16 protein-coding genes are annotated in these 21,556 nt (G+C 71.8%); 5 read left to right on the forward strand and 11 right to left on the reverse strand.

Annotation, left to right across the window (positions count from 1 at the left end; genetic code table 11):
• Positions 1–8: 8 nt before the first annotated feature.
• The 4 genes from ACFYNX_RS03355 to ACFYNX_RS03370 all read right to left on the reverse strand — a co-directional run bounded on the left by ACFYNX_RS03355 (position 9) and on the right by ACFYNX_RS03370 (position 3,508).
• Positions 9–1,283: an NlpC/P60 family protein gene (locus ACFYNX_RS03355; protein WP_388657135.1), complete on the reverse strand. Its 1,275-nt coding sequence runs from the start codon at positions 1,281–1,283 to the stop codon at positions 9–11.
• 144 nt (positions 1,284–1,427) lie between these two features.
• Positions 1,428–1,724, reverse strand: a complete 297-nt coding sequence (locus ACFYNX_RS03360) for a hypothetical protein (RefSeq protein WP_388657136.1) — start codon at positions 1,722–1,724, stop codon at positions 1,428–1,430.
• Positions 1,725–1,797: 73 nt separating this feature from the next.
• Positions 1,798–2,520, reverse strand: coding sequence for a TetR/AcrR family transcriptional regulator (locus ACFYNX_RS03365; RefSeq protein ID WP_388657138.1), 723 nt, complete (start codon positions 2,518–2,520; stop codon positions 1,798–1,800).
• A 52-nt stretch (positions 2,521–2,572) separates the two neighbouring features.
• On the reverse strand, positions 2,573–3,508 hold the full coding sequence (locus ACFYNX_RS03370; protein ID WP_365541351.1) for a diiron oxygenase: 936 nt from the start codon (positions 3,506–3,508) through the stop codon (positions 2,573–2,575).
• Positions 3,509–3,686: 178 nt separating this feature from the next.
• Here ACFYNX_RS03370 and ACFYNX_RS03375 point away from each other — a divergent pair, with 178 nt between their 5' ends.
• On the forward strand, positions 3,687–4,847 hold the full coding sequence (locus tag ACFYNX_RS03375) for a ferritin-like domain-containing protein (protein WP_365541353.1): 1,161 nt from the start codon (positions 3,687–3,689) through the stop codon (positions 4,845–4,847).
• Between the two features lie 11 nt (positions 4,848–4,858).
• Here the strand turns inward: ACFYNX_RS03375 and ACFYNX_RS03380 are convergent, their stop codons facing one another.
• The 5 genes from ACFYNX_RS03380 to ACFYNX_RS03400 all read right to left on the reverse strand — a co-directional run bounded on the left by ACFYNX_RS03380 (position 4,859) and on the right by ACFYNX_RS03400 (position 12,457).
• Positions 4,859–6,334: a penicillin-binding transpeptidase domain-containing protein gene (locus ACFYNX_RS03380; protein WP_388657141.1), complete on the reverse strand. Its 1,476-nt coding sequence runs from the start codon at positions 6,332–6,334 to the stop codon at positions 4,859–4,861.
• 76 nt (positions 6,335–6,410) lie between these two features.
• Positions 6,411–7,790: an FtsW/RodA/SpoVE family cell cycle protein gene (locus ACFYNX_RS03385; protein WP_388657143.1), complete on the reverse strand. Its 1,380-nt coding sequence runs from the start codon at positions 7,788–7,790 to the stop codon at positions 6,411–6,413.
• Positions 7,791–7,890: 100 nt separating this feature from the next.
• Positions 7,891–9,255 (reverse strand): ATP-binding protein, encoded by a 1,365-nt coding sequence (locus ACFYNX_RS03390; protein ID WP_388657145.1) that lies wholly within the window; start codon positions 9,253–9,255, stop codon positions 7,891–7,893.
• Complete coding sequence (locus ACFYNX_RS03395) at positions 9,252–10,178, reverse strand: hypothetical protein (RefSeq protein WP_388657147.1); 927 nt, start codon at positions 10,176–10,178, stop codon at positions 9,252–9,254. Before ACFYNX_RS03395 ends, ACFYNX_RS03390 begins: the two co-directional genes overlap by 4 nt.
• 182 nt (positions 10,179–10,360) lie before the next feature.
• Entirely contained in the window at positions 10,361–12,457 is a 2,097-nt protein-coding gene (locus ACFYNX_RS03400; RefSeq protein ID WP_388657150.1) for a HEAT repeat domain-containing protein, read from the reverse strand.
• Positions 12,458–14,263: 1,806 nt separating this feature from the next.
• Here ACFYNX_RS03400 and ACFYNX_RS03405 point away from each other — a divergent pair.
• Both ACFYNX_RS03405 and ACFYNX_RS03410 read left to right on the forward strand, forming a co-directional pair.
• Positions 14,264–14,566: a hypothetical protein gene (locus ACFYNX_RS03405; RefSeq protein WP_388657153.1), complete on the forward strand. Its 303-nt coding sequence runs from the start codon at positions 14,264–14,266 to the stop codon at positions 14,564–14,566.
• A gap of 30 nt (positions 14,567–14,596) precedes the next feature.
• Positions 14,597–14,929: a hypothetical protein gene (locus ACFYNX_RS03410; RefSeq protein WP_388657155.1), complete on the forward strand. Its 333-nt coding sequence runs from the start codon at positions 14,597–14,599 to the stop codon at positions 14,927–14,929.
• Between the two features lie 68 nt (positions 14,930–14,997).
• Here the strand turns inward: ACFYNX_RS03410 and ACFYNX_RS03415 are convergent, their stop codons facing one another.
• Positions 14,998–17,130 carry a DEAD/DEAH box helicase gene (locus ACFYNX_RS03415; RefSeq protein WP_388657158.1) on the reverse strand — a complete coding sequence of 711 codons (2,133 nt, stop codon included), beginning with the start codon at positions 17,128–17,130 and terminating at the stop codon, positions 14,998–15,000.
• Positions 17,127–18,464, reverse strand: coding sequence for a BREX system ATP-binding protein BrxD (gene brxD, locus ACFYNX_RS03420; RefSeq protein WP_388657161.1), 1,338 nt, complete (start codon positions 18,462–18,464; stop codon positions 17,127–17,129). The genes ACFYNX_RS03415 and brxD overlap by 4 nt, the downstream gene beginning before the upstream one ends.
• A gap of 213 nt (positions 18,465–18,677) precedes the next feature.
• Here brxD and ACFYNX_RS03425 point away from each other — a divergent pair, with 213 nt between their 5' ends.
• Positions 18,678–20,486 (forward strand): DUF262 domain-containing protein, encoded by a 1,809-nt coding sequence (locus tag ACFYNX_RS03425; protein WP_388657164.1) that lies wholly within the window; start codon positions 18,678–18,680, stop codon positions 20,484–20,486.
• Positions 20,483–21,550 carry a CBS domain-containing protein gene (locus ACFYNX_RS03430; protein ID WP_388657166.1) on the forward strand — a complete coding sequence of 356 codons (1,068 nt, stop codon included), beginning with the start codon at positions 20,483–20,485 and terminating at the stop codon, positions 21,548–21,550. Before ACFYNX_RS03425 ends, ACFYNX_RS03430 begins: the two co-directional genes overlap by 4 nt.
• The last annotated feature ends 6 nt before the right edge of the window (positions 21,551–21,556 follow it).

Genomic DNA, 21,556 nt, shown 5'->3' on the forward strand with positions numbered 1-21,556 from the left:
CGGGCGGTTCAGGCGCGGTCGAAGCCCTCGTCCCCGCCGTCCCCCGCGTCCTCCGGGAGGTCCGGTGGCGCGTACGACGCCAGGGCCGTGCCGTCCGGGTCCGGGCGTACGGCTTCGAGCAGCGGGTTCGCCGCGACGGGGGAGACCTTCACCTTCGCGCCGGGGCGCGGTGCCTGGACCACCAGGCCCTCGCCGAGGTAGACCGCCACGTGCGTGGCGCCCGGGAAGTAGACCACCAGGTCCCCGGGGCGCAGTTCCGAGAGGGACACCCGGGGGAGCGTCTCCCATTGCTCCTGGCTGGTGCGGGGGATCTCGCGGCCCGCCGCCGCCCACGCCCGCTGCGTCAGCCCCGAGCAGTCGTACGCCTCCGGGCCCTCGGCCCCCCACTCGTACGGCTTGCCGAGCTGTTCCACCGCGAACCGCAGGGCCTCCGCGCCCGCCCGGGACGGGGTGCGCGGGCCGTCCAGGACTCCGGAGCCCAGCAGTTCGCGCTGTGCGCCCGCGGTCTGCGTCCGTTCCAGTTCGGTGAGCCGGGTGAGCTGGGTCGGGGAGAGGCCGGCGAGCAGCTTCTCGACCTCCTTCAGTCTCGTCCGGACCTCGTCGCGCCGGGTGCGCTGTTCGGCGGCCAGGCGGCGCTGCTGGTCCAGGGCCTCGCGGGAGGCGCCCGCCAGGGCGTCGGCCCGCCGGGCGGCCCGTTCGAGCCGGGAGACGGCGCCGGCCCGGTCCCGTCCCTCCCGGGCCGCCAGCCGCTCCCGGTCCATCGCCGCCCGCGGGTCCGGGGCGAAGAGCACGTCCAGGTACGAGGAGAGCTCCGACCGCCCCTGGTACTGCTCCCGGGCGATCCGCCCGGCCTCGGCGCGCTCCCGGTCGAGGGCAGCCCGCGCGGTCGTGAGCCGGGCCGCGAGCCCCTTCGCGTCGGCGGTCCGGAGCTTCAGGGCCTCCTCGGCGGCGTTGTGGCGCTCGGTGGCCTCCTCGGCCTGCCGGTAGAGCGTGCGCAGGCGGGTGAGCAGGCCGGTGACCGAGGTTCCGCCGGGGGGCGCGAGTGCGGCCGCGTCGTCGGGTTCCGTGTCTTTCGGAGGAGTGGTCGGGGTGGGTGCGTCGGGGACCTTCGGGTCCACCGGGCCCACCGGTTCCCGTTCCGGGGCCGGCCGGGCGATCGGGGCTCCGGCCGGGGGCTCCACCGGCGGGTCCGCCGGGTCGGCGCCCGACGGGGCCGCCCCCGCGAGTGCCGTCAGCGCGGCGAGCGCTCCCGTACAGACCGTGCGCAGAAGTCCTCGTGACACGTCACCACCTCCACGGGGATGATGACGGTTCACTTCATCCGATTACCGTATGAATGGGGGCGCGTCCGGCGTCCTCACCCGGTCGGACTCATCGGGTCGGACTCATCCGGTCGGACTCATCGGGTCGGACTCATCGGGTCGGACTCATCCGGTCGGGCCAGGGCCCCCCGGCCTCCCGCCCGGCTTCGACCACGGCCACCTCGGCTCGCGCCGCTCCCGGCCCCCGGGGGCGTACGCGTACACCCAGCCGCGCTGGAGGCCGAGCCGCTTCGTGTACCCGGCGGGCTCGCGCCGGTAGGCGTACACCGTCGGCGGCTTCCCGTCGTGCGCCGGGACCGGGACCTCGTACCACTTCGGCGGATGGCCGGTCGGGCCGAGCAGGACCGGCAGGACCCGGCCGTCCAGGGGCCCGCCGCGGAAGGGGGTGTTCTCGCTTCTCACCCCTCCAGTCTCTCCCGCCGCGCCCGTGACGGGTCACCGTCCCCGCGCACGGCTCACCGTCCCCGCGCACGGCTCACAGCAGGTGCGCGGCCTCGCTCACCACCGGGATCGCCCGGCGGGCCAGGTCCGCCACCGGCCCCTCAGACGTCTCCTGGGCGAGCAGCCGCCGAACGACCCCCATCGTCTCCGCGTCGCCCGCCGCCGTCGCGGTGAGCAGGGCGACCAGGTGGTCCACCATCCAGTCGCGCAGCTCCGCCGCCGCGGGCTGCTTCTCCTCGCCCAGCCAGATGAGCGAGGCGGCCTCCACGGCGGCGATCCACGTCCGCACCAGCATCCCGAGGCGCGGGCCCGGCCGCTCCACCCCCAGGTGGAGGAGGATCTGCTCCGCTGCGGCCCGCCGCACCTCGTCCACGATCGCGGTGGTCTGGGGGGTCTCGACGACGCTGCCGCCGCGCAGCAGGGCGCTGAACCCCGCGTCGTACTCGTCGACGAAGACCAGGTAGCGGTCGAGCACCCGGCCGAGCCGCTCCGTGGGCGGCCCGTCGAGCGGCTCGGCGAAGCAGCGGTTCAGGGTGTCGGCGGAGGAGCGCAGGGCGGCCTCGTAGAGCTGCTGCTTGCCGCCGGGGAAGTAGCGGTAGACGAGGGGCCGCGAGACGCCGGCCGCCTCGGCGACGTCGTCGAGCGAGACGTCCTCGGGCGTCCGGTGGGCGAAGAGCCCCAGGGCCGCTTCGAGGAGCTGGCCGCGCCGCTCCTCGACGCTGAGCCTGCGGTAGGCGGGCGTGGCGGGACTCGTCATGCTCCGCAGCGTAACCGCGCGCCCTTCCGGCCGGGCGCGCCGTCCGGTTTCCTCACGCCAGCAGCCCCGACGCCTTCCACAGCCGGCGCCCCGGCCCCCGCAGGAGCCCCACGTCGTCGAGGAAGTCCGTCAGCCGCTTGGCGCCCGCCTGCATGACCTCGCGCCGGTGTCCGCTCGCCCGCACCTGGGCGACGGCCTCGTGCCGGTCCAGGCCCACGGCCGCGTACACCCCCGGGTTGACGAAGCAGACCGAGAAGACCCGGGCGGCCTCGCCGCAGCTCAGCCGGGTGAGCTCCCGCTCCCAGCGCGGGGCGGTCACCATCTGGCGGCGCAGCTCCTCGCGGGCGTACCGCACGTGACGGGCCTCCTCCACCACGTGGATCCGCGTCACCCCGCGGACCAGGGGCTGCACCCGCTCGTCCGGGAACGTCAGGCGCTGCATCCAGTCCAGGATCTCCTCGCCGAGCAGCGTGGCCGCGAAGGAGCCCGGGGTGGTGGAGACGGTCTTCAGGACCCGCGCGAGGTTGTGGTGGACCCGCGGCACCGGGTACTCGGGCGTCCCGCCGCGCCGGATCAGCCGGGCGAACATCATCGAGTGCCGGCACTCGTCGGCGATCTCGGTCAGCGCGTACCGCACGTGGTGGCTGGTCAGCGGCTTGTCGTAGATGTGCCGGGCCAGCAACTGCATGAGGATGATCTCGAACCAGATCCCGAGGGAGGCCAGCGAGGCCGCCTCGTGGCGCGAGAGGCCGAGCCGCTGCTCCTCGGACATCCGCCGCCACAGCGGGGTGCCGTAGAGGGAGACCAGCTCCGGCGGCCAGAACCACTTCCCCTCCTCGAAGGGCGCGTCCCAGTCCAGCTCGGTGTCGGGGTCGTAGGAGTGCCTGCGCGAGGACTCCAGGAGGCGCGCGGCGACCTGCTCGCGGTCGCGCAGGGGCCCCAGCGCGTCCCGGACGAGGGTGAGGTCGGGCTCGTGGGAAGGGGTCATGGCGGGGACACCTCGCGCTGCTCGCCGTCGCGTTGCCGTGGGTCACCCGTTATTGGACTGCTCGTCAGCAGAGCCGTCAATCCTTCGCGCACGAACTCGTACGGCTTGTTGACGGACCGTCAACAGCGTGTGAGCCTGCTGGGGCCGGACCGAAGCCGGCCGGAAGAAGGAGTCGTCCATGTCGACGCACGACCTCTACGCGAACGCCCCCGACGGAGCCGTCTGGGACGTGCCGGCCGCCGGCGCCGCCCGCTTCTCCTGGGACTACGACGACGGCCGCGACCGCCTCCTCGCCCTCTACCAGAAGGGCAAGGACAAGCAGTGGGACGGCGCCACCCGCATCGACTGGGACCTGGAGGTCGACCCGTACGACCCGCTCGGCACCCCCGACGAGGCCCTGGACCTGCACGGCACCCGGTACTGGGACCGGATGACCGAGAAGGACCGGGGCGAGCTGCGCCGCCACTACTCCTCCTGGCAGTTCAGCCAGTTCCTCCACGGCGAGCAGGGCGCCATGATCTGCGCCGCCCGGATCGTCGAGTCCGTCCCCGACCTCGACGCCAAGTTCTACTCGGCCACCCAGACCATGGACGAGGCCCGGCACGCCGAGATCTACGGCCGCTTCCTCCACGAGAAGGTCGGGATGCTCTACCCGATCGACGACAACCTCAAGGGCCTCCTCGACGACACCCTGCGCGACTCCCGCTGGGACATGCCCTACCTCGGCATGCAGGTCCTCATCGAGGGCCTAGCCCTCGCCGCCTTCGGCATGATCCGCGACACCACCGACAAGCCGCTGCCGAAGCAGATCCTCGCGTACGTGATGCAGGACGAGGCCCGGCACGTGGCCTTCGGCCGGATGGCCCTGCGCGACCACTACCGGCAGCTCTCGGACGCCGAGCTCCGCGAGCGCGAGGAGTTCGTCATCGAGGGCTGCCACCTGATGCGCGACCGGCTGCGCGCCACCGACGTCCTGGTGAACTTCGGCGTCCCGCGCAAGGAGGCCGGGGAGCTGACCGAGCGCAGCGAGTTCCTCCGGCTCTTCCGCAAGCTGCTCTTCAGCCGGATCGTCCCCTGCGTCAAGGACATCGGCCTGTGGGGGCCGCGCCTCCAGAAGGCCTACCTGGACATGGGCGTCCTCGACCTCGGCGACTCCCACCTCGACCTGCTGATGACCCAGGACGAGGAGGTCGCGGAACGGCTCGACGCGGAGCGCTTCGCGCGGGAGGAGCGGGACCGGGTGGCGGAGGTCGCGGAGGCGATCGGGGCGGGGGCGGAGCAGGGGCCTCCGGAGGCGGGGCAGGGACCTCCGGAGGCGGGGCGGGGGACGACCGCGTAAGGTCCCGCGGCCTACCCCCTCCCCTCCGTCTCCAGCCGCAGCGCCTCCTCCATCACCGCCTTCGCGAGCGGCGCCGCGCTCCCGCCCCCGCTGATGTCCGTACGGGAGGCCTCCGCGTCCTCGACGACCACCGCCACCGCCACCGCCGGCCGGGCGGAGTCCTCGCCCTGCGCCCAGGCGATGAACCAGGCGTAGGGGGTGCCGGTGTTGCCGAAGCCGTGCTGGGCCGTGCCGGTCTTGCCGCCGACCCGGGCCCCCGGGATCGCCGCGTTCGTCCCCGTCCCCTCCTCCACCGCCCGCACCATCAGCTCCTGGAGCCGGAGCGCCGTCGAGGGGTTCATCGCCTGCCGGTAGCTCCGGCGGGCGGTCCGCTCCACGGTCGCGCCGCCGGAGGTCGTCGTGCGGTCGACGAGGTGCGGGCGGGCGATCTCGCCGTTGTTGGCGACCGCCGCCGCCACCATCGCCATCTGGAGCGGGGTCGCCGTCGTGTCGAACTGCCCGATCGACGACAGCGCGAGCTGGTCCGTGCTCATCTCCCGGTCGAAGGTGGACCTCGCCACCCACGACGGCACCCGGAGGGCCGGGTCGTTGAAGCCGAACCGCTCCACCGCGTCGACCATCCCCGTCAGGCCCACTTCCACCCCGAGCCCGGCCATCACCGTGTTGCACGACCACTGGAGGGCGTACGCGAGGGAGGCGTCGCCGCAGCCCTTCGCCTCGTTCGGCAGCACCTGCCGGGTGCCCGGCAGCACGAACGGGTCCGGGGTGTCCGTCGGCGCGTCCACGTCCCGCACCACGCCCGCGTCCAGGGCCGCCGCGGCCGTCACGATCTTGAACGTCGAGCCCGGCGGGTACGTCTGCCGCAGCGCCCGGTTCAGCATCGGCCGGCTCGGCGAGGAGTTCAGCCGCCGCCAGGCCCCCGTGACCCCCGGGCCCGTCCCGGAGAGCACCCCCGGGTCGTACGAGGGCGAGCTGACGAGCGCCAGGATCCGGCCGGTGGCCGGCTCGACCGCCACCACCGCGCCCCGCTTGCCGTCCAGCCCCCGGAAGGCGACCTCCTGCATCGGGGCCCGGATCGTGGTGAGCACGTCGCCGCCGGGCTCCCGTCCCCGGGTGAGGCCGTTCAGGAGCGGCAACGGCGCCAGCATCGGCTCCGTCCCCGCGAGGACCGCGTCCTCGGCGTCCTCGACGAGCGTCGTGCCGTACGTCTGGGAGGCGTAGCCGGTCAGCGGCGCGTACAACGGCCCCTGGCGGTAGGTCCGTTCCCAGCGCAGTTGCTGCCCGCTGTCCCGGGAGCCCGTCACCGGCTTCCCGTCGACGACGATCTCGCCGCGCGGCTGCGCGTACCGGCCGATCGCGATCCGCCGGTTGGCCGGGTCGTCGTTCAGCGACCCGGCCTCGACGACCATCACGCGGCCCGCGTTCACGAGCAGCGCGGCCAGGAGCAGGAGACAGAGCGCGGCGGCGCGCCGGATGTAGCGGGTCACCGGGCCTCCCCGGGGGCGCACGGGGCGTACGGGGCGCACGGGATGCGCGAGGTCGCGGGGGCGGGCACACACACGATCACGCGGCGCCCTCCTTGACCCGTGCGGGCTCGCCCGTGTCGGCCGGCTCCGGCCGCGGCGCGCGCGCCGAGTCGCTGACCCGGACGAGGAGGGCGACGATCACCCAGTTGGTCACCACGGACGAGCCTCCCTGTGCCAGGAACGGCATCGCCATGCCGGTCAGCGGGATGAGCCCCATCACCCCGCCCGCGATCACGAAGACCTGGAGCGCCACGATCGAGGCGAGCCCGATCGCGAGGAGCCGTCCGAAGGGGTCGCGCAGCAGGAGGCCGGCGCGGTAGCCGCGGCCGACGAACAGCGCGTACAGCAGGAAGAGCGCGCTCAGGCCGACGAGCCCCAGCTCCTCGCCGGCCGTCGCCAGGATGAAGTCGGACTTGGCGGCGAAGCCGATGAGCACGGAGTGGCCGAGGCCGAGCCCCGTGCCGAGCATCCCGCCGGCCGCGAAGGCGAACAGGGACTGGGCGAGCTGCCCCGGCCCGTCGCCCGCCCGGATCGAGGCGAAGGGGTCGAGCCAGTCCTGCACCCGGCCGTGGACGTGCGGTTCGAGCGAGCCGACCAGGAAGGCGCCGGCGGAGGCGAGCACCAGGCCGACCGCGACCCAGCCGGTCCGGCCGGTCGCCACGTACAGCATGATCACGAAGAGGCCGAAGAAGAGCAGCGAGGTGCCGAGGTCCCGCTCCAGGACGAGGACGCCGACGCTCAGCAGCCAGATCGCCACCACGGGCCCGAGGACCCGCCCCGAGGGGAACTGGATCCGCCAGATCCGGCGGCCGGTGTACGCGAGCGCGTTGCGGTTGGCGGCGAGGTACGCGGCGAAGAAGACCGCGAGCAGGATCTTGGCGAACTCGCCCGGCTGGAAGGAGAGCCCGCCGATCCTGATCCAGATCCTGGCGCCGTTCACGGCGGGGAAGAAGATCGGAAGCAGCATCAGGGCGAGCGCGGCGGCGACGCAGACGTACGCGTACCCCTGGAGGGTGCGGTGGTCGCGCAGCAGCAGCACCACCAGGATGAAGAGCGTCACGCCGAGCGCCGACCAGACGAGCTGGGTGGTCGCGGCCCGGTCGTACGGCGTCTCCAGGTCCAGCCGGTGGATCAGGGCCAGGCCCAGGCCGTTGAGCAGGACCGCGATCGGCAGCAGCAGCGGATCGGCGTACGGGGCGCCGAAGCGGACCGCGAGGTGGGCGACGAGCGCGAGCAGGCCGAGCCCGGCCCCGTAGCGGGCGGCGTCCGGCGGCACGGCGCCGCCGCGGGCGAGACCGACCGCGGCGTAACCGTAGACGGCGATGAGGACGGCGCAGACGAGGAGGGAGAATTCCACGCCGCGGCGCTTCGGGACGCGTACGCCGGGCGGGGGCGCGGGCGTTCGCGGTGCGGTCATGGGCGCAACGTAGCAAGCGGTATGCGCTATGTCCCTTTTGTGTGACGGTGTGCCGTGCGACGGTGTGCCGCCGCGCTCCTCTCGCGGTCTCCCGGCGCCCTCAGCCGTTCCCGCCGCCCGGCCCCCTCCGGCGGGGACCGGGCGGGGGACCCGGCCGAGGACTGGACGAGGGGCCGGGCCAAGAACCGGACGAGGGGCCGGGTGGGGGATCCGGCAGGGGCGGTACGTACGCGGGGAGCCGCAGCCGCGCCTCGGCGCCCCCGCCGGGCGCCGCGGCGAAGACCAGCTCGGCGCCGATCACCTCCGCCTGTCCCGCCGCGATGGTCAGCCCCAGGCCGTGCCCCTTGCTCCCGCTCTCGGTGCGGAACCGCTGCGGCCCGGACTCCAGCAGGTACGCGGGATACCCCGGCCCGTGGTCCCGCACGGTCACCGCGGGCCCGTCCACCGTGACCACCACCGGGGGCGCCCCGTGCTTGTGCGCGTTGGCCACCAGGTTGCCGAGGACCCGCTCCAGGCGCCGCCGGTCCGTCTCGACGGGGGCGTCCCGCACGATCCGCACCTCCGTCTCCGTGCCCGAGGCGCGGACCACCCGTTCGGCCAGCGGGCCCAGTTCGTGCACCGCCAGGTCCACGGTCTCGTTGCGGGCGTCGAGCCGCGAGATCTCCAGGAGGTCCTCGGTGAGCCCGCGCATCGCCCGCACCCGGTCCCGTACGAGCTCCGAGGGGCGTCCCTCCGGCAGCAGTTCGGCCGCGGCCGTGAGCCCGGTCAGGGGGGTGCGCAGCTCGTGCGCCACGTCGGCGGTGAACCGCTGCTCGCTCTGCAGCTTCCGCTGGAGGGAGGAGGCCATGGTGTCGAGCGCGCCGGAGACGGTCGCCACCTCGTCCTGGGGGCGGGTGGGGTCCTTCGTCCTCGGGTCGTCCACGCGCGCGTCGAGGTCGCCGGCGCTGATCCGGCGGGCCACCCGCGCGGTGAGGTGCAGCCGGCGCGTGACCCGGGTGACGGCGAAGACGCCCACGACCAGGGTCGCCCCGATCGCCAGGAGGGAGGAGCCGAGCAGCGAACGGCCGAGCGCGTCGATCGTCTCGGCGCTCTGCGAGTGGTCGAGGCGCACGGCGAGGGCCCGGCCGTCGGCGGGGCCCGCCGCCCACATCGCCGGCCGGCCCCCGCGGTCGGCGACCACCGTGCCGCGCTCGCCGCGCAGGGCGAGCGCCCGCAGGGGGGCCGGCAGGCCGGGCGGGTCGACGCCCGCGAACCGGGGGAGCGGCTCTCCCGCCTCGTACAGGTCGGTGACCTCACCGAGCCGGACCAGCGCCTTCTCCCGGGCGTCGTCCACGGTCTGCCGGGTCACGGACACGTGGACGAGCGCGCCGAGCAGCGCGGCGAGGGCGCAGCACATCACCGCGATGAACACGGCGGCCTTCCAGGTGAGCGTCGCGGTCCAGGCGGGCCGCCGGAACGCCCTCACGGGGTCTCCTCCGGAGGGGGAGGGGGTGCGGCCAGGGCGGGGGGTACGGGGGAAGGTGCCGGGCCCGCGCCGGAGGGCCGGTCCCCGGACGGCCGGGCGCCGGAAGCCGGGCCTCCGGAAGGTGGACTTCCGGAAGGCCGGTCGCCGGAAGACGCGTCGCCGGACGCCCGGTCGCCGGAGGACGGGCCCCCGGAAGGCCGGTTCCCGGGAAGGCGCCCGTCACCAGGACGCCCGCCCGCCGGCGGCCCACCCGGCGGCCTCGCCCGGACGATCTCGTCCCGGGTGGGCAGCATGCTGCCCTGCCGCTCGTCCCAGGACCAGGCGGTGCGGTACTCGTACCCCGGGATGCCGGCCGACCCGACCCGCATGATCAGGTCCCGGCCGGCCAGCTCCACGGTGATGACCTGGTCGACGGTGGACATGATCCGGGTGAGCCCGCCCTTCTCGGCGCGGTAGACCCGCACGGCGACCTGCTGCTCGGGCATCCGGATCCCGACGATCAGCTCGTCCCGGCCGTCGCCGGTGAGGTCGCGGTAGTACGGCCGCATGACCGGACAGGCGGCGGGCGCGCTCACGCAGGCCTCGACCGCGCGGGCGGTCTCCTCGTACAGCCCGTCCGCGCCGCTGCGCGCGTCGGGGTGGGCGCGCACCTCGGCGCGGACGACCTCCACCGCATCGACGGAGCGGACGTCGCCGCCGGCGACCGCGATCCCGGGGACGCGCTGGATGTCGGACTCGCCGTAGTCGATCGGCGGGTTCGTGGCGGGCGGCAGATCGGGCCAGAGCCGTACGGGTCCCACGGCGGGGCTCGTGGGCCCGGCGCTCTCCAGGCCGCCCGTACCGGCGCTGCCGCACCCGGCGAGCGCGAGGGCGCCCAGGACGCACAGAGCGCCGACGGCGACGTGCACTCCGCGCGGTCCCACGTGCCCACCTGCTCCCCGGTCGTCGACGGGCTGCTCTTCTCCCCGTAGACCTTATGCGGAAGACCTTATGTGAGCCGGAGTCCTTTTTGCCCCTGCGTCGGATCCGCCCCCGCGGTGGGGAGCGCCCCGCGGGCGCTCCTCGGTACGCGCCCCGCACCCCTCAGGTACGCGCCCCGCACCCCTCAGTACGCGCCCCGCTCCATCCGGGCGAGGGCGGCCCGGCACAGGGTGAGGAGCTTCTCGTCGAGGTGGACGTCGTGCGTGCCCGAACCGCCCTCGCGGGCGTTGTGGCGGCGTCTGCGGGTCAGCTCGGTGAGGACGACGAGCTGGGCCGCCGAGGCGGCGGGGCCCATCTCCGCCAGGCACTCCGCGATGTCCACGCGCGCGTGCCGGTTCTCCTCCCAGGCGGCGAGCAGCACCGGAAGGACCTCCTCCGCCTCTCCGGTCACCCGCCACAGGGCCGCGGCGGCGCGGACCCGCACCCACGGGTCCCGCGAGGCGAGGGCGGGCCGCAGGGCCGGGGCCGCGGAGGCCGCCGCGGGGCCGATCTCGCCGAGGACCCGGGCGGCGGCGCACCGGTCCGCGTCTGGCAGACCCGGCCGCAGCCACCGCTCCAGGACCGGCAGCGCCTCCGCCGTGTCCTCCTCGGCCGCCCACAGGGCGCGCGCCGCCGCCGCGGAGACGGCGGCCGACCCGTCGGCCAGGAGCTCCCGCAGCTCCGGTACGGCCTCCCGGGCGGCGGGCCCGAAGGCCGCGAGGGTGCGCAGGGCGGCCTCCCGCACCCGGTCGCGCCGGTTGGCGGACGCGCCGCGCAGCACCCGCAGCACCTCGGGGAGGGCCTGGGCGCCCCGCACGGCGGCCAGGGCGTGCAGCAGCGGGGCCGCCCGGTCGTACAGCCGCTCGTCCAGCTCGACCCGGGCGAGCCGGCGCCGGAGCGCGGGAGCGAGCATCGCCGCCGAGGGCCCGAGGCCGTCCGTGGCGTACAGCAGCTCCCGCCGCACCTCGTCCTCTCCCTCCAGGGCGCGGGCGAGCAGCGGCACCGCGCGGATGTCCCCGGCGCGGGCGAGGGCGAGCAGCGCCCCCTCGCGCCCGGACCGCCCGACGGCGCCGTACCCGCCGGCCGGCCCCGGGGGAGCGGAGGCCAGGCGCGCCGCGAGCGCGTCGGCGGCGGGCGCGCCCAGCTCGAAGAGCCGCTCCAGGAAGGAGGTGGCGGCCTCCCGGAGCCGGGGCTCGGGATCGTGGAGCTGCTCGCCGACGAGCCGGACGACCTCCTCGTACCGCCCGCGCCAGACCCGTATCAGACTTCCGCACAGCCAGATCGCGTCCGCGCGCTGCCACCGGTCGGGGCTGCGGAGCTGGGCGAGGACCAGCGCGATCCGGTCGTCGACGCGGTCGTCGAGCGCGGCGTGCAGCGTCCGCAGCAGCTCCTCGGTCCAGGGGGCGGGCCGCCCGGCCGCGTGCTCCTCCAGGAGCTCGCGCACCTGCCCGATGAGCGTGGGGGCGGAGTCCCGGGGGGTGCCGGGCCCCGTCCCGGTGGCGGGCGCGGTCCTGATCTCCTCCAACAGCCCCGTCACCCACGGCACGACGTCGTCGGGGATCTCGCCCGGCGCGCAGCGCGCCCGCTGGGCGAGGGCCGCGAGCCGGAGCCCCGGGTCCTGGGCGGCCCGGGCCAGCCAGCCGAGCCACTCGACGGTCTCGGCGCGCAGCGACGCGTGCCGCAGGGCGAGCTGCCCGACGGCGGCCACGAGGGCGAGCCGCACCTCGGTGTCCCGCTCGACGGTGAGCCGCTCCCGCAGCAGGGTCAGCACCCGGGCGGGCTCGGGGTGCAGCGAGGCGAGCGCGCATGGCGCGGCGAGCCGCACCTCGGGGTCGGGGTCCGAGACGAGGCCGAGGAAGACGCCGGCCCCGGCGGCGATGGCGGCGGCGGCCATGGCGTAGTTGGCGGCGGGGATGAACTCCCCCTCCATGCCCGGGAGTTCGCCCAGCTCCTCCTCGTCGTCCAGCTCGATCCCGCCGATGCTGGTGAGGAGTTCGACGATGCCGCCCCGGTCCCGCACCCCGGGGTCGGCGACGAGTTCGAGGAGGAAGGGGATGCAGGCGAGCGTCGAGTCGTAGACGTCGCCCTGGTGGTGCACCGCCCCGTACATGCCGTCGAGTGCCGTCTCCCGCTCGGCGGGGTCGGCGGAGGCGAGTCCGCGGAGCAGCTCCGGCACGTCGTCCGCGGGGCCGTACGCATGCCCCAGCGAGGCCCAGTCGACCTCCTCGATCCCCGTCAGCATCGCCGCCGCCTTCCCCGTGAGCGCTGTACCAGGCAGCAAGTGTGCACCACAGGACGGACAACAAGGCCGTACCGCCGATACCCACCCCGCGGGAGCCCCGCCTTCCGCTCTCTTTGCGCCATGTACGCTGCGGAGCAAGGCAGTTGCCCTGCGTACTGACCCGAGGGCGGGCGCGAACGATGACCCGCCGCGACAGCGGGAACGGCGCGTAGCCCGGGGCCCCCGCCGGGGCGGCAAGGGGCTCGCGGTGAGGGCGGACGAGCGATGGACGGGGTCCGGAGGTGTGGCGGAGGGACGATCGACCGGAGCCGACCGCCTGGGCGTATGGATCACCGACCGGCGTCGCTCCCGAGGCCGGCTCACCCCTCCGGCCGGACCCGGACGAACGTCGCGTTCTCCTGCCGATGCCGCACCGTGATCTGCCATAGCTTCACGGGAATCGGGCGCTTCACCCACCGCACAGGCCCGTGCTCCGGGTCCTGTGCGACCGGACTCGCGCCGTCTTCTCGTCCAGAGGGAGCAAGGCGCGCTGGAGCGGAGGCTCAGACTCCTACAGAGCCGCGCCAAGCAGCCCCCACGCGACGCCGGGCGGCAGCTTGCCCCGCAGATGAGTGGGGATTCCGCCTGGACAATGCCCCCCGCGATGTCTCTCCTCCCGTGGACTCGAGGGGACGCCCGGTGAAAACACCACTACTGACAGCGATCTGATCGAAGCGCAGTATTTGGCCGATTCCTCGAACCTAGGCTCAGCCCATGGACCTGGTACCGCTGGAGTTCCGTTGCCGCGGTGCCCGTGGCCCCGGGACATGATCCATCGACTCCTCAGTACGCTCCGAGCCGCAGGTCGACATCGATCCACGGCCCCGAAAAGATCACCCGTGGAGACTCACGGCTACCGCATGGTCATATCGACCCCGCAGGACTTCGGCATCACCTCCGCACACGCGGAACGTCAGTTGCACGCCTGGCTGGAGAGCAAGCGCTATAATGTCTCAGCGCTCGACGAGGGCCGCAGCGACATTGCCCCCCCATGTGACCCTGGACCAGGACTCCTTGTCCGGTCGGCATGCCGCGTACACACGTTGGCGGATGCGGGAGACGCCGTCGTTACAGATCGGGGCCCGGCAGTCCACCCTCGTCGTCCGGACCGACCTCCAGGACGATGAGGACCGCGCGTGAATCCAGGTCGACGTCGAGAACCACCCTTCCTCGCCGAACTGGTTCTCCACTCCCGCGAACACACCGGTATCGCCAGCCTGCTCCTGGACTCGATCGACACCAGGGACGGCCTGGCGGAAGTGAAGACGAGGCCGCCGTTTATCGAGCCGGAGGACATGTCGGAAGTCATCGAGGAACTCCGCAACACCGAGAGACGGCTGCCGATCGTCATCGCCAGCATCCCCTACGGAGAGGACGTCGACAACTGGGCGGAGTCGACCGTGGAGACGGCATTCAGATTCCTCTTCGGCCTCGCCATGCTGTACGTCCTGCCCCCGAGGCCCGGGTCGCGTTCAACGAGGCCATCGCGTCCCCCTCGTGTTCGGGGGCGGCATCCGCATCTACCTCCCGGACGTCGATCCTGCCTGGAAACCCGATGCCCAACGTCATCCGGTGATGTCCCGTAGGACGATCGAGGCCCATGTCGTCCGGGCGCGAAGCCCTTGCCTGCTGTCCTAGCGCCTGGCTCTGCGACACCCATTGCCGGAGGCGCTGGAATCACTGCCGATTCAGCGGACCAGGCCGCGTCCTCAGACGCACGGTTCTGACCTCGATCGGCTGACGAGCGACAATGCGACGCTCCAGGGGATGCTTGACGAGGCCGGCGACGCCGAGGCGGCACAGGCGAAGAAGGTCAGCGAACTCAATGCCGATCTCGACACGGTCGATTTCACCGCGGACCAACTGCGCGGCGAGAACGAGGAGCTTTACGACCAGTCCCAGACCGTGCAGAGGCAGGTGCGATTCCTCCAGAGCAGGTTGACCGAAGCGGGTCACCACTCCCTCGCGTTCGCAACCCCGTCGTTCCTGGCATCGACTATCCGGAGATCTTCTCTGACCTGCTCAACATGTTCGGCGAACTGCCGGACCTCCGTTTCACCGGCAAGGTGAAGATCATCAGAGGAACTCGGCAGCCAGTCGGTGGACAACTGGCTCTCCGTGGCCTGGGACGGCTTACCGACCCTCAGCCCCTTTGCCGAAGCGTCGGCCAAGGGCCCGACCTGCGGCGACTTCCTCGGTTGGTGCAAGGGGAAGGAACCCAGGGACCGTCCGTTCCCGGCTGCCAAAGTCGCGATGCGCGAGCCGGATCAGGGCATCCACAACGACAGACTGCGGATGGAACGGATGTTGCGGGTCCCGAAGGAGGTCCATCCGGACGGAAAGGTCTTCCTGCAGGCGCATCTGAAGATCGGCCTGGGCAACACCATCGCCCCAGACCGCACTTCTACGACGACGGTCCCAGGACAGGCCTGATGTACGTCGGCCACCTAGGCGCCACCTGCTCAACACCAAGACCTGAGGCGAGGGCCGGAAAGGCCCCTCTACGTCGCGAGCCATGTGAACCTCGTCGACTCCTGGAGGATCGCGGCGGCGCCTTCGAGGTCCGCCAAGCGGGCGGCGAGTGTGGCTTCGGCCAGGCGAGGTGGCAACGCTGTGCTGAATTTGAGGCCGGAGAGAGCCTTGGGGTCGACGACCGGCAGACACAACTGGTCGGCGGCCTCTGCCTTGGCCTTGGTCCATTCCTCGAGAGTGATGTCCTCGCGAAGGCGAAGGTGGGTGGCGGTCGGGCGCTGCATCGGATCGGTGACGGAGCCGAGGCTGGCCGCGAGTGTGGCATTGGCCCGGTAGCCGGCCCAGGTCCACCAGCGAATGTTGGTGTCCCGTCCTCCTCTCACGATCAAGGAACCGCCCGGATGGACCAGTTCGGCGTTCCTTTCCCGCGCCTGCTCCAGGGCGCTTTCAGCGCGCCGGGTCAGAGTGACCGGAGGGGTGGCTCCGAGCAGGACCTCGCGTGCGGCTCGCGTGAGGGCGTGAGACGAACCATGGGGCAAACCGAGACCCCCCCAGCGCGCCCGCCCCCCACCGTCCGCCGGCTCGACGAAGCAGCGACGCCGTGACCAGTCGATGTACGTGACCTGCCAGCTGCGTCCCGCGAGGAGCAGCCGCCGCGGCCCGACGACCTGGTCCGTCAACAGCGCGGGGTCTGTCGACCCGATCTCGGTACGGCCGGAGAGCACGGTAAATTCCGGCGCCGCGGTGAACACGGCTGTAAGGTCCATGAAGTTTCGGTGTCCGAAGCGCTTCTCGGCCTCGGCGCCGACGAACAGCATGTCACCGTCCCGGTCCAGATACCCCTCGGAGAGCAAGTGGCCGATGATCGGTGCCGCAGCTGGACCGAACGGGCCCAGCCCTCCCCACCATTCCGGCCACAGGCTGTCGCCCACCCGGTGCTCCTGCAGACAGAGGGCGAGGATCTGCTGAGCCGCGATGTGCCGGGGTTCGGGCGGTGCGGTCACTGGTTCGACCCAGCCCCGGCCCCAGAGCGACAAGAGCGCGGTGGCCGACAGCAACCCGGCCTCGTCGGTGGTCAGGAACAGGCAGTTCCGTACCGACCCCGGTCGGCGCCCGGTGCGCCCGAGGCGCTGCAGGAACGAGGCGACAGTGCCCGGTGCGTCGATCTGGACGACACGGTCCAGGTCGCCCACGTCGATGCCCAGTTCCAGTGTGCTCGTCGAGACGATGACGCAGTCGCGGGCTTCGGCGAAGGCCTCCTCGGACCGGCGTCGCTCGTCGGCGGAGAGGGAGGCGTGGGAGAGGAAGGTCGTCACGCCCTTGGCCCGCAGGCTCGCGCCGAGTTCTTCCACCTGCTTGCGCGACTCGCAGAACACCAGGCGCTTCTCGCCCTTGTGCAGGGCCGCGATCACTGTCGCCGCGTTGGCGAGGGAGCCGACGTAGTCGAGCTGCACGTCACCGGACGGCGGCAGCACCGGGGTCTCTTCACGCAGATGCGGCGCCACGACCTGAGCAGGCCGCTTGCCAGCCCCTGATCCTTGAAGCCACTTGAGCAGCTCCTCGGGATTGCCCACGGTCGCTGACAGCCCGACACGCTGGACGGGCCGTCCGACCACGCGCTCCAGCCGTTCCAGTACGGCCAGCAGATGCCAGCCTCGGTCATCACCGGCGAAGGCGTGCACTTCGTCGACGACGATCGCGCGCAGCCCGGAGAAGAAGGTCTGGTGGTCGACGTTCGCGCTGACCAGCATGGCTTCCAAGGATTCCGGTGTGGTCAGCAGGACGTCCGGTCGCTCGCGCAGGATGCGCTTGCGCCGGGAGGTCGGCACATCGCCGTGCCACAGTGCCGCCGTCCGCCCCAGCCAGGACGTGTACGTCTCCAGCCGGGGCAGCAGGTTGTTCAGGAGTGCCTTCAGGGGGCAGACGTACAGGATCGACGTGCCGCTCCACCGCGCCTGCTCCATCCTGGAGAGCAGGGGGAAGGACGCGGCCTCCGTCTTCCCGCCCGCCGTCGGGGCGAGCAGCACGGCGTCCGAACCGTTCAACAGCGGCGTGATCGACTCCTCCTGGAGGGGACGGAGTCCAGACCATCCCAGCGTGTTGACGATGTGGTGCACCAGACCGGGATGCAGGAGGTCGACCGGTTCGAAGCCCTCGCTCACGGGAGCTCCAGTTCCACCTCGTCGGCGCTGCCTGCCGCCGCGTTGCGTTCCACATCGCTCATTTCCGTCGAGCTCACGGTCAGCGCGTAGTGCCGACGCGGATCGAAGTCGTCGAACTGGTCGATCCGGTCGAGGACGTCACCCACCAGCTTCTTGAGGAACAGCCGTGGGGCGACCCCGGCCTTGCCGCCCAGCGCCCCGCCCACAGCCCGGGCCAGATCCGCGATGTACGCGTCGTCGGCGGACGCCACCACCCGGTACGGGGCCGAGGACCCGCTCGCGTAGAGGTCGCGGACCGTGAGGCCCAGGCCCACCAGGGAATCCAGCGTGAAGCCGGGCAGGCGAAGCTGTACCGCGCGCGGATTGTCGAAGCGCGGGTCGGTCGTGAAGTCGGTCGCCAGCCGCTGGGCGAGCGGCGCCAGCCGCTGTACGCCCTGCTGCCCGTCGTAGAACGCGGGCGTACCTGTAATGACCAGGTAGAGGCCCGGGAACCGCCCCGAGTGGACCTCGTCGATGAGCTGACGCAGCGCGTTGAGCGCCTTGTCACGAGCGTCGGAGCGGACCCGCTGCAGGGTCTCCACCTCGTCCAGGACGAGGAACAGGCCCGCGTGCCCGGAATCGCGCAGCACGGTCAGCAGCCCCTGCAGAAACCCCAACGCGCCGAAGTGGTCCAGGTCGCCCCGCACCCCCGCGGCCCTGCGGGCCGACGCGGCGACGTGCGGCTGCCCGCCCAGCCAGGCCATCACCGCTGAAGCGGTCGCCTCGTCGCCGACCTCCTGTGCAGTGCGGTAGCCCCGCAGCGCGGCGGCGAACGAGGGGGCGTGCAGCGACACCTCCGCCAGCCGGTGTTCCGTCAGTCGGTCGACCTCGTCGGACAGCTTCTCCTCCGGCACGCCGTCGGCCAGGGCGTCTTCTTCCAGGGCGTAGAACCACGCGTCCACCACGGATCGGAGGGCACTCGGCGGGAAACCGGGGGTCGCCAGCCGCTCGGTGAGGCGGCGGTAGACGGTCTCCAGCTTGTGCAGCGGTGTCTCGGTCTCAGAGATCTGGATCTCGGCGACGGCGAAGTTCCGGCGTTTGGCGCGTTCCCCAAGCCAGCGGGTGAAGAACGTCTTGCCCGAGCCGTACTCGCCGCGCACGGCCTTGAAGACGGATGTGCCCGAAATGACCGCGTCCAGTTCGGCGTCGAGTGCGGTCTCGAATCGGCCGAGACCGGTCGCCAGCAGATCGAGTCCGCTCTCGGGTACGGCTCCGCGCCGCAGGGCGTCGATCACATCGCGCCGGCGGGCGACGCTTACGGGCGGCGAGGGGCGCGGCGGCTGGTCGGTGCTCACGTCCACCAGTGTTCCATTGGTCGGATCCCGGCGTGTCTGGCGGCCGCCTTCCGGGCGGCGAGCACGCGAGGTACGCGTACGCGAGGGGGCGAGAGCGGCCGGACCTGCCTGTCTCATTCCGTCGTGCGAGGGAATGCCGGTTGACGCTTGCACGTTCCGATTGCTCCAATCGTGCATCGCACTATTCGCATACGAGGCGGGGGATCGACCGGCGTGTCACTCGACAGTCCACAGCTCAAGGACCTTCTCAGGAAGGTCGAATCGGGCGCTTTGCAGCTTCCTGACTTCCAGCGGGAGTGGAAATGGGGTGACGAACGCATCAGGGCGCTCCTCGCCACCGTGACGCTCAACTATCCGCTGGGCGTGGCGATGACCCTCCAGACCGGTGGCGAGGCCGAGTTCCGTTCGCGGCCGCTGAGTGGCGCGGAATCGGCATCCGGTACGACGCCCGACCTGCTGCTGCTGGACGGGCAGCAGCGACTGACGTCGCTGTTCCAGGCACTGCACCGGAAGCAGCCGGTGGAGACGGTGGACGGACGCGGCAAGGATCTGAAGCGCTGGTACTACATCGACATCGCCAAGGCGATCGGGACGCCGGCGGATCGCGACGAGGCGATCGTCTCGGTGCCTGAGGACCGCATCCTCAAGACGGACTTCGCCCGCAAGATCGTGCTCGACCTGAGTACGACCGAAAAAGAATGCGCTGCCGGTTTCTTCCCGCTGAATCTCGTGTTCGATACAAAGACGGCGAATGTGTGGCACAAGGCGTTCGTACAGCTGGACGACGCGAACTGGGATGTCTGGTCACAGTTCGAGGAGCACGTCCTCAATCATGTGCAGTCGTTTTACGTGCCCATGATCAACCTCCCCGCCACCACCACCATGGACGCCGTGTGCGCGGTGTTCGAGCGGGTGAACAAGGGCGGCCTGCCTCTGAACGTCTTCGAGCTGCTCACGGCGACCTACGCGGGCAACAAGACACACGTCAAGGAGTTCGGGACCTACTACGAGCTGCCCAAGGAATGGAAGCGCATCAAGACGGAGCTGGCCACCCGGCACCCGGTGTTCGGCGATCTGGAGTCAGGCCTGGACGACGGACTGAGCAGCAGCGACTTCCTTCAGGCCGTGGCCCTGTTGAGGACCTGGGACCGGAAGCAGGCCGGTGACGGCATGGCGGTCTCCTGCAAGCGCCGCGACCTGCTGGAGCTGCCCCTTGCCGACTTCCGGAAGTACGCCCCGAGGATCGCCGAGGCCTTCGGCTGGGTGGGCTCCTTCCTGCAGCGGCAGTGCATCGTGCGTGGAGGGGACCTGCCCTACCGCACCCAGCTCGTCCCTCTGGCCGCCGTGCGGGCCATTGTCGGAGAGGCGACGGACACGACGGACGGCGAGGAGAAGATCGGCCAGTGGTACTGGAACGGCGTCCTCGGTGAGATGTACGGCGGTTCGACCGAGAGTCGCTTCACCCGTGATGTGGAGCAGCTCGTCGCCTGGGTCCGGCGTGATTTGCCCGTCGTCCCCGACACCGTGAATGACGCCGTGTTCCTCGAGGAGCGGCTGGACGGGCTGACGACGCGCAACAGCGCGGCCTACAAGGGCATCTACGCGCTCCTGATCAAGCAGGGGGCGGTCGACTGGTACTACACGGAGGCCCCTCTCAACCCTGCCCGCATCGTGGGCCATGTGGTCGACGTACGCCAGATCTTCCCCAAGGCCATGGTCGTGAAGCTTGCGGCCCGCCACGCCAAGGACGTCAACTCCATCGTCAACAAGACGCCGTTGTCCCTGCGGGCGAGCCGTAACATGACTGGCGCTCCGGCCTCGTACCTCAAGGGGCTGCAGCTCGAGTCCGGCATGCGTCCCGAGTGGTTCGACGACGTCGTCGCTACCCACCTCATCGACCCGACGGCTCTGCACGCGTCGGACTTCGACCGGTTTTACGAGAACCGTGCGAAGCAGCTGCTCGAACTGGTACAGGCTGCGATGGGCAAGCGGACCCTGCTTCGCGGAAACCTGGAGTGGTGAGCGCCGGCATGCCGCAGACACCCAGCGGACAGCAGCTCCAGGATCTCAAGGGGAAGGAGCTGTCGCTCCTCGAGTTCCTCGGGTTCTTCAACGCGCGCCGCCGCGACGCGTCCACCGTGCCGTCCATCGAGCAGACGTTGAGGAACGCCGGTCTCGCGACGGTGCCGTACTTCGTCAACTGCGCCCACGACGCCACGGTCCACATCGTGGCGGTCGAGTCGGTGACAGCCGAAGAAGCTGAGGCTGAGGCCGAGGCGAACGAAGACGTGGACGTGCAGGACGCGGCGGGCGGCTCGCTGCCGCAGCGACCGCTGAGTATCGGTGACGTCCTCCCTGCCGGCGGCGGGGTCGAGTGCCTGCCGCCCAATGCTCCGCTGACCACGGTGACGCACCTCATGCGAATCAACGACTACTCACAACTCCCCATCATCGAGGGGCAGTACCACCTGCGAGGAGTGGTCACGTGGCGGTCCGTCGCCAGGATGTACGAGCAGGGTGCCGCTGCGACGCTGGCCAATGCCTCAGAGGCGCAGGGGGACTGGTCGGTCGCGCAGGAGACCCAGGACTTCTTCTCGCTCCTGCCATTGATCGGCAAGTACGGCTACGCGCTCATCCGCCGGAGCGACGGGGTGATCGGCGGCATCGTGACGGCGGCGGACATCACCGAGCGATTCGCGGCGACGGCCCAGCCGTTCTTCCTGATCGGTGAGATCGAGCTACGCCTGCGCAAGTGCCTAGGCATGGCCATCGACGCGGACGCCATCCGTGCCGTCCAGCGGAAGAACCAACAGACCGGCCAGATATCCGATCTCTCGTTCGGCGACTACGTGACGCTGCTTGACGGCCAGAACAAGAAGGAATCGCTGCGTCCGCAGGCCGATCGGAACTGGCACGCCCTCCAGTGGACGGGAGTCGACCGGGTCCAGTTCGTCCACAAACTCGATCGTGTGCGGGACATCCGGAACAAGATCGCGCACTTCCATCCGCAGCCGCTGGCCGCGCACCTACAGGACGAGCTGCAGCGGTTCTGCCAGTTGATGCGTCAGTACGTCACGGACATCTGAGGACGT

The organism is Streptomyces sp. NPDC007872, from assembly GCF_042868165.1.
Classification (GTDB): domain Bacteria; phylum Actinomycetota; class Actinomycetes; order Streptomycetales; family Streptomycetaceae; genus Streptomyces.

What these genes read in the sequence shown, in the direction of transcription:
- ACFYNX_RS03385 (WP_388657143.1), bottom strand. Translation starts at nt 7,790, where the DNA reads ATGACCGCACCGCGAACGCCCGCGCCCCCGCCCGGCGTACGCGTCCCG.
- ACFYNX_RS03365 (WP_388657138.1), bottom strand. Translation starts at nt 2,520, where the DNA reads ATGACGAGTCCCGCCACGCCCGCCTACCGCAGGCTCAGCGTCGAGGAG.
- ACFYNX_RS03375 (WP_365541353.1), top strand. Translation starts at nt 3,687, where the DNA reads ATGTCGACGCACGACCTCTACGCGAACGCCCCCGACGGAGCCGTCTGG.
- ACFYNX_RS03370 (WP_365541351.1), bottom strand. Translation starts at nt 3,508, where the DNA reads ATGACCCCTTCCCACGAGCCCGACCTCACCCTCGTCCGGGACGCGCTG.
- ACFYNX_RS03405 (WP_388657153.1), top strand. Translation starts at nt 14,264, where the DNA reads ATGCTTGACGAGGCCGGCGACGCCGAGGCGGCACAGGCGAAGAAGGTC.
- ACFYNX_RS03400 (WP_388657150.1), bottom strand. Translation starts at nt 12,457, where the DNA reads ATGCTGACGGGGATCGAGGAGGTCGACTGGGCCTCGCTGGGGCATGCG.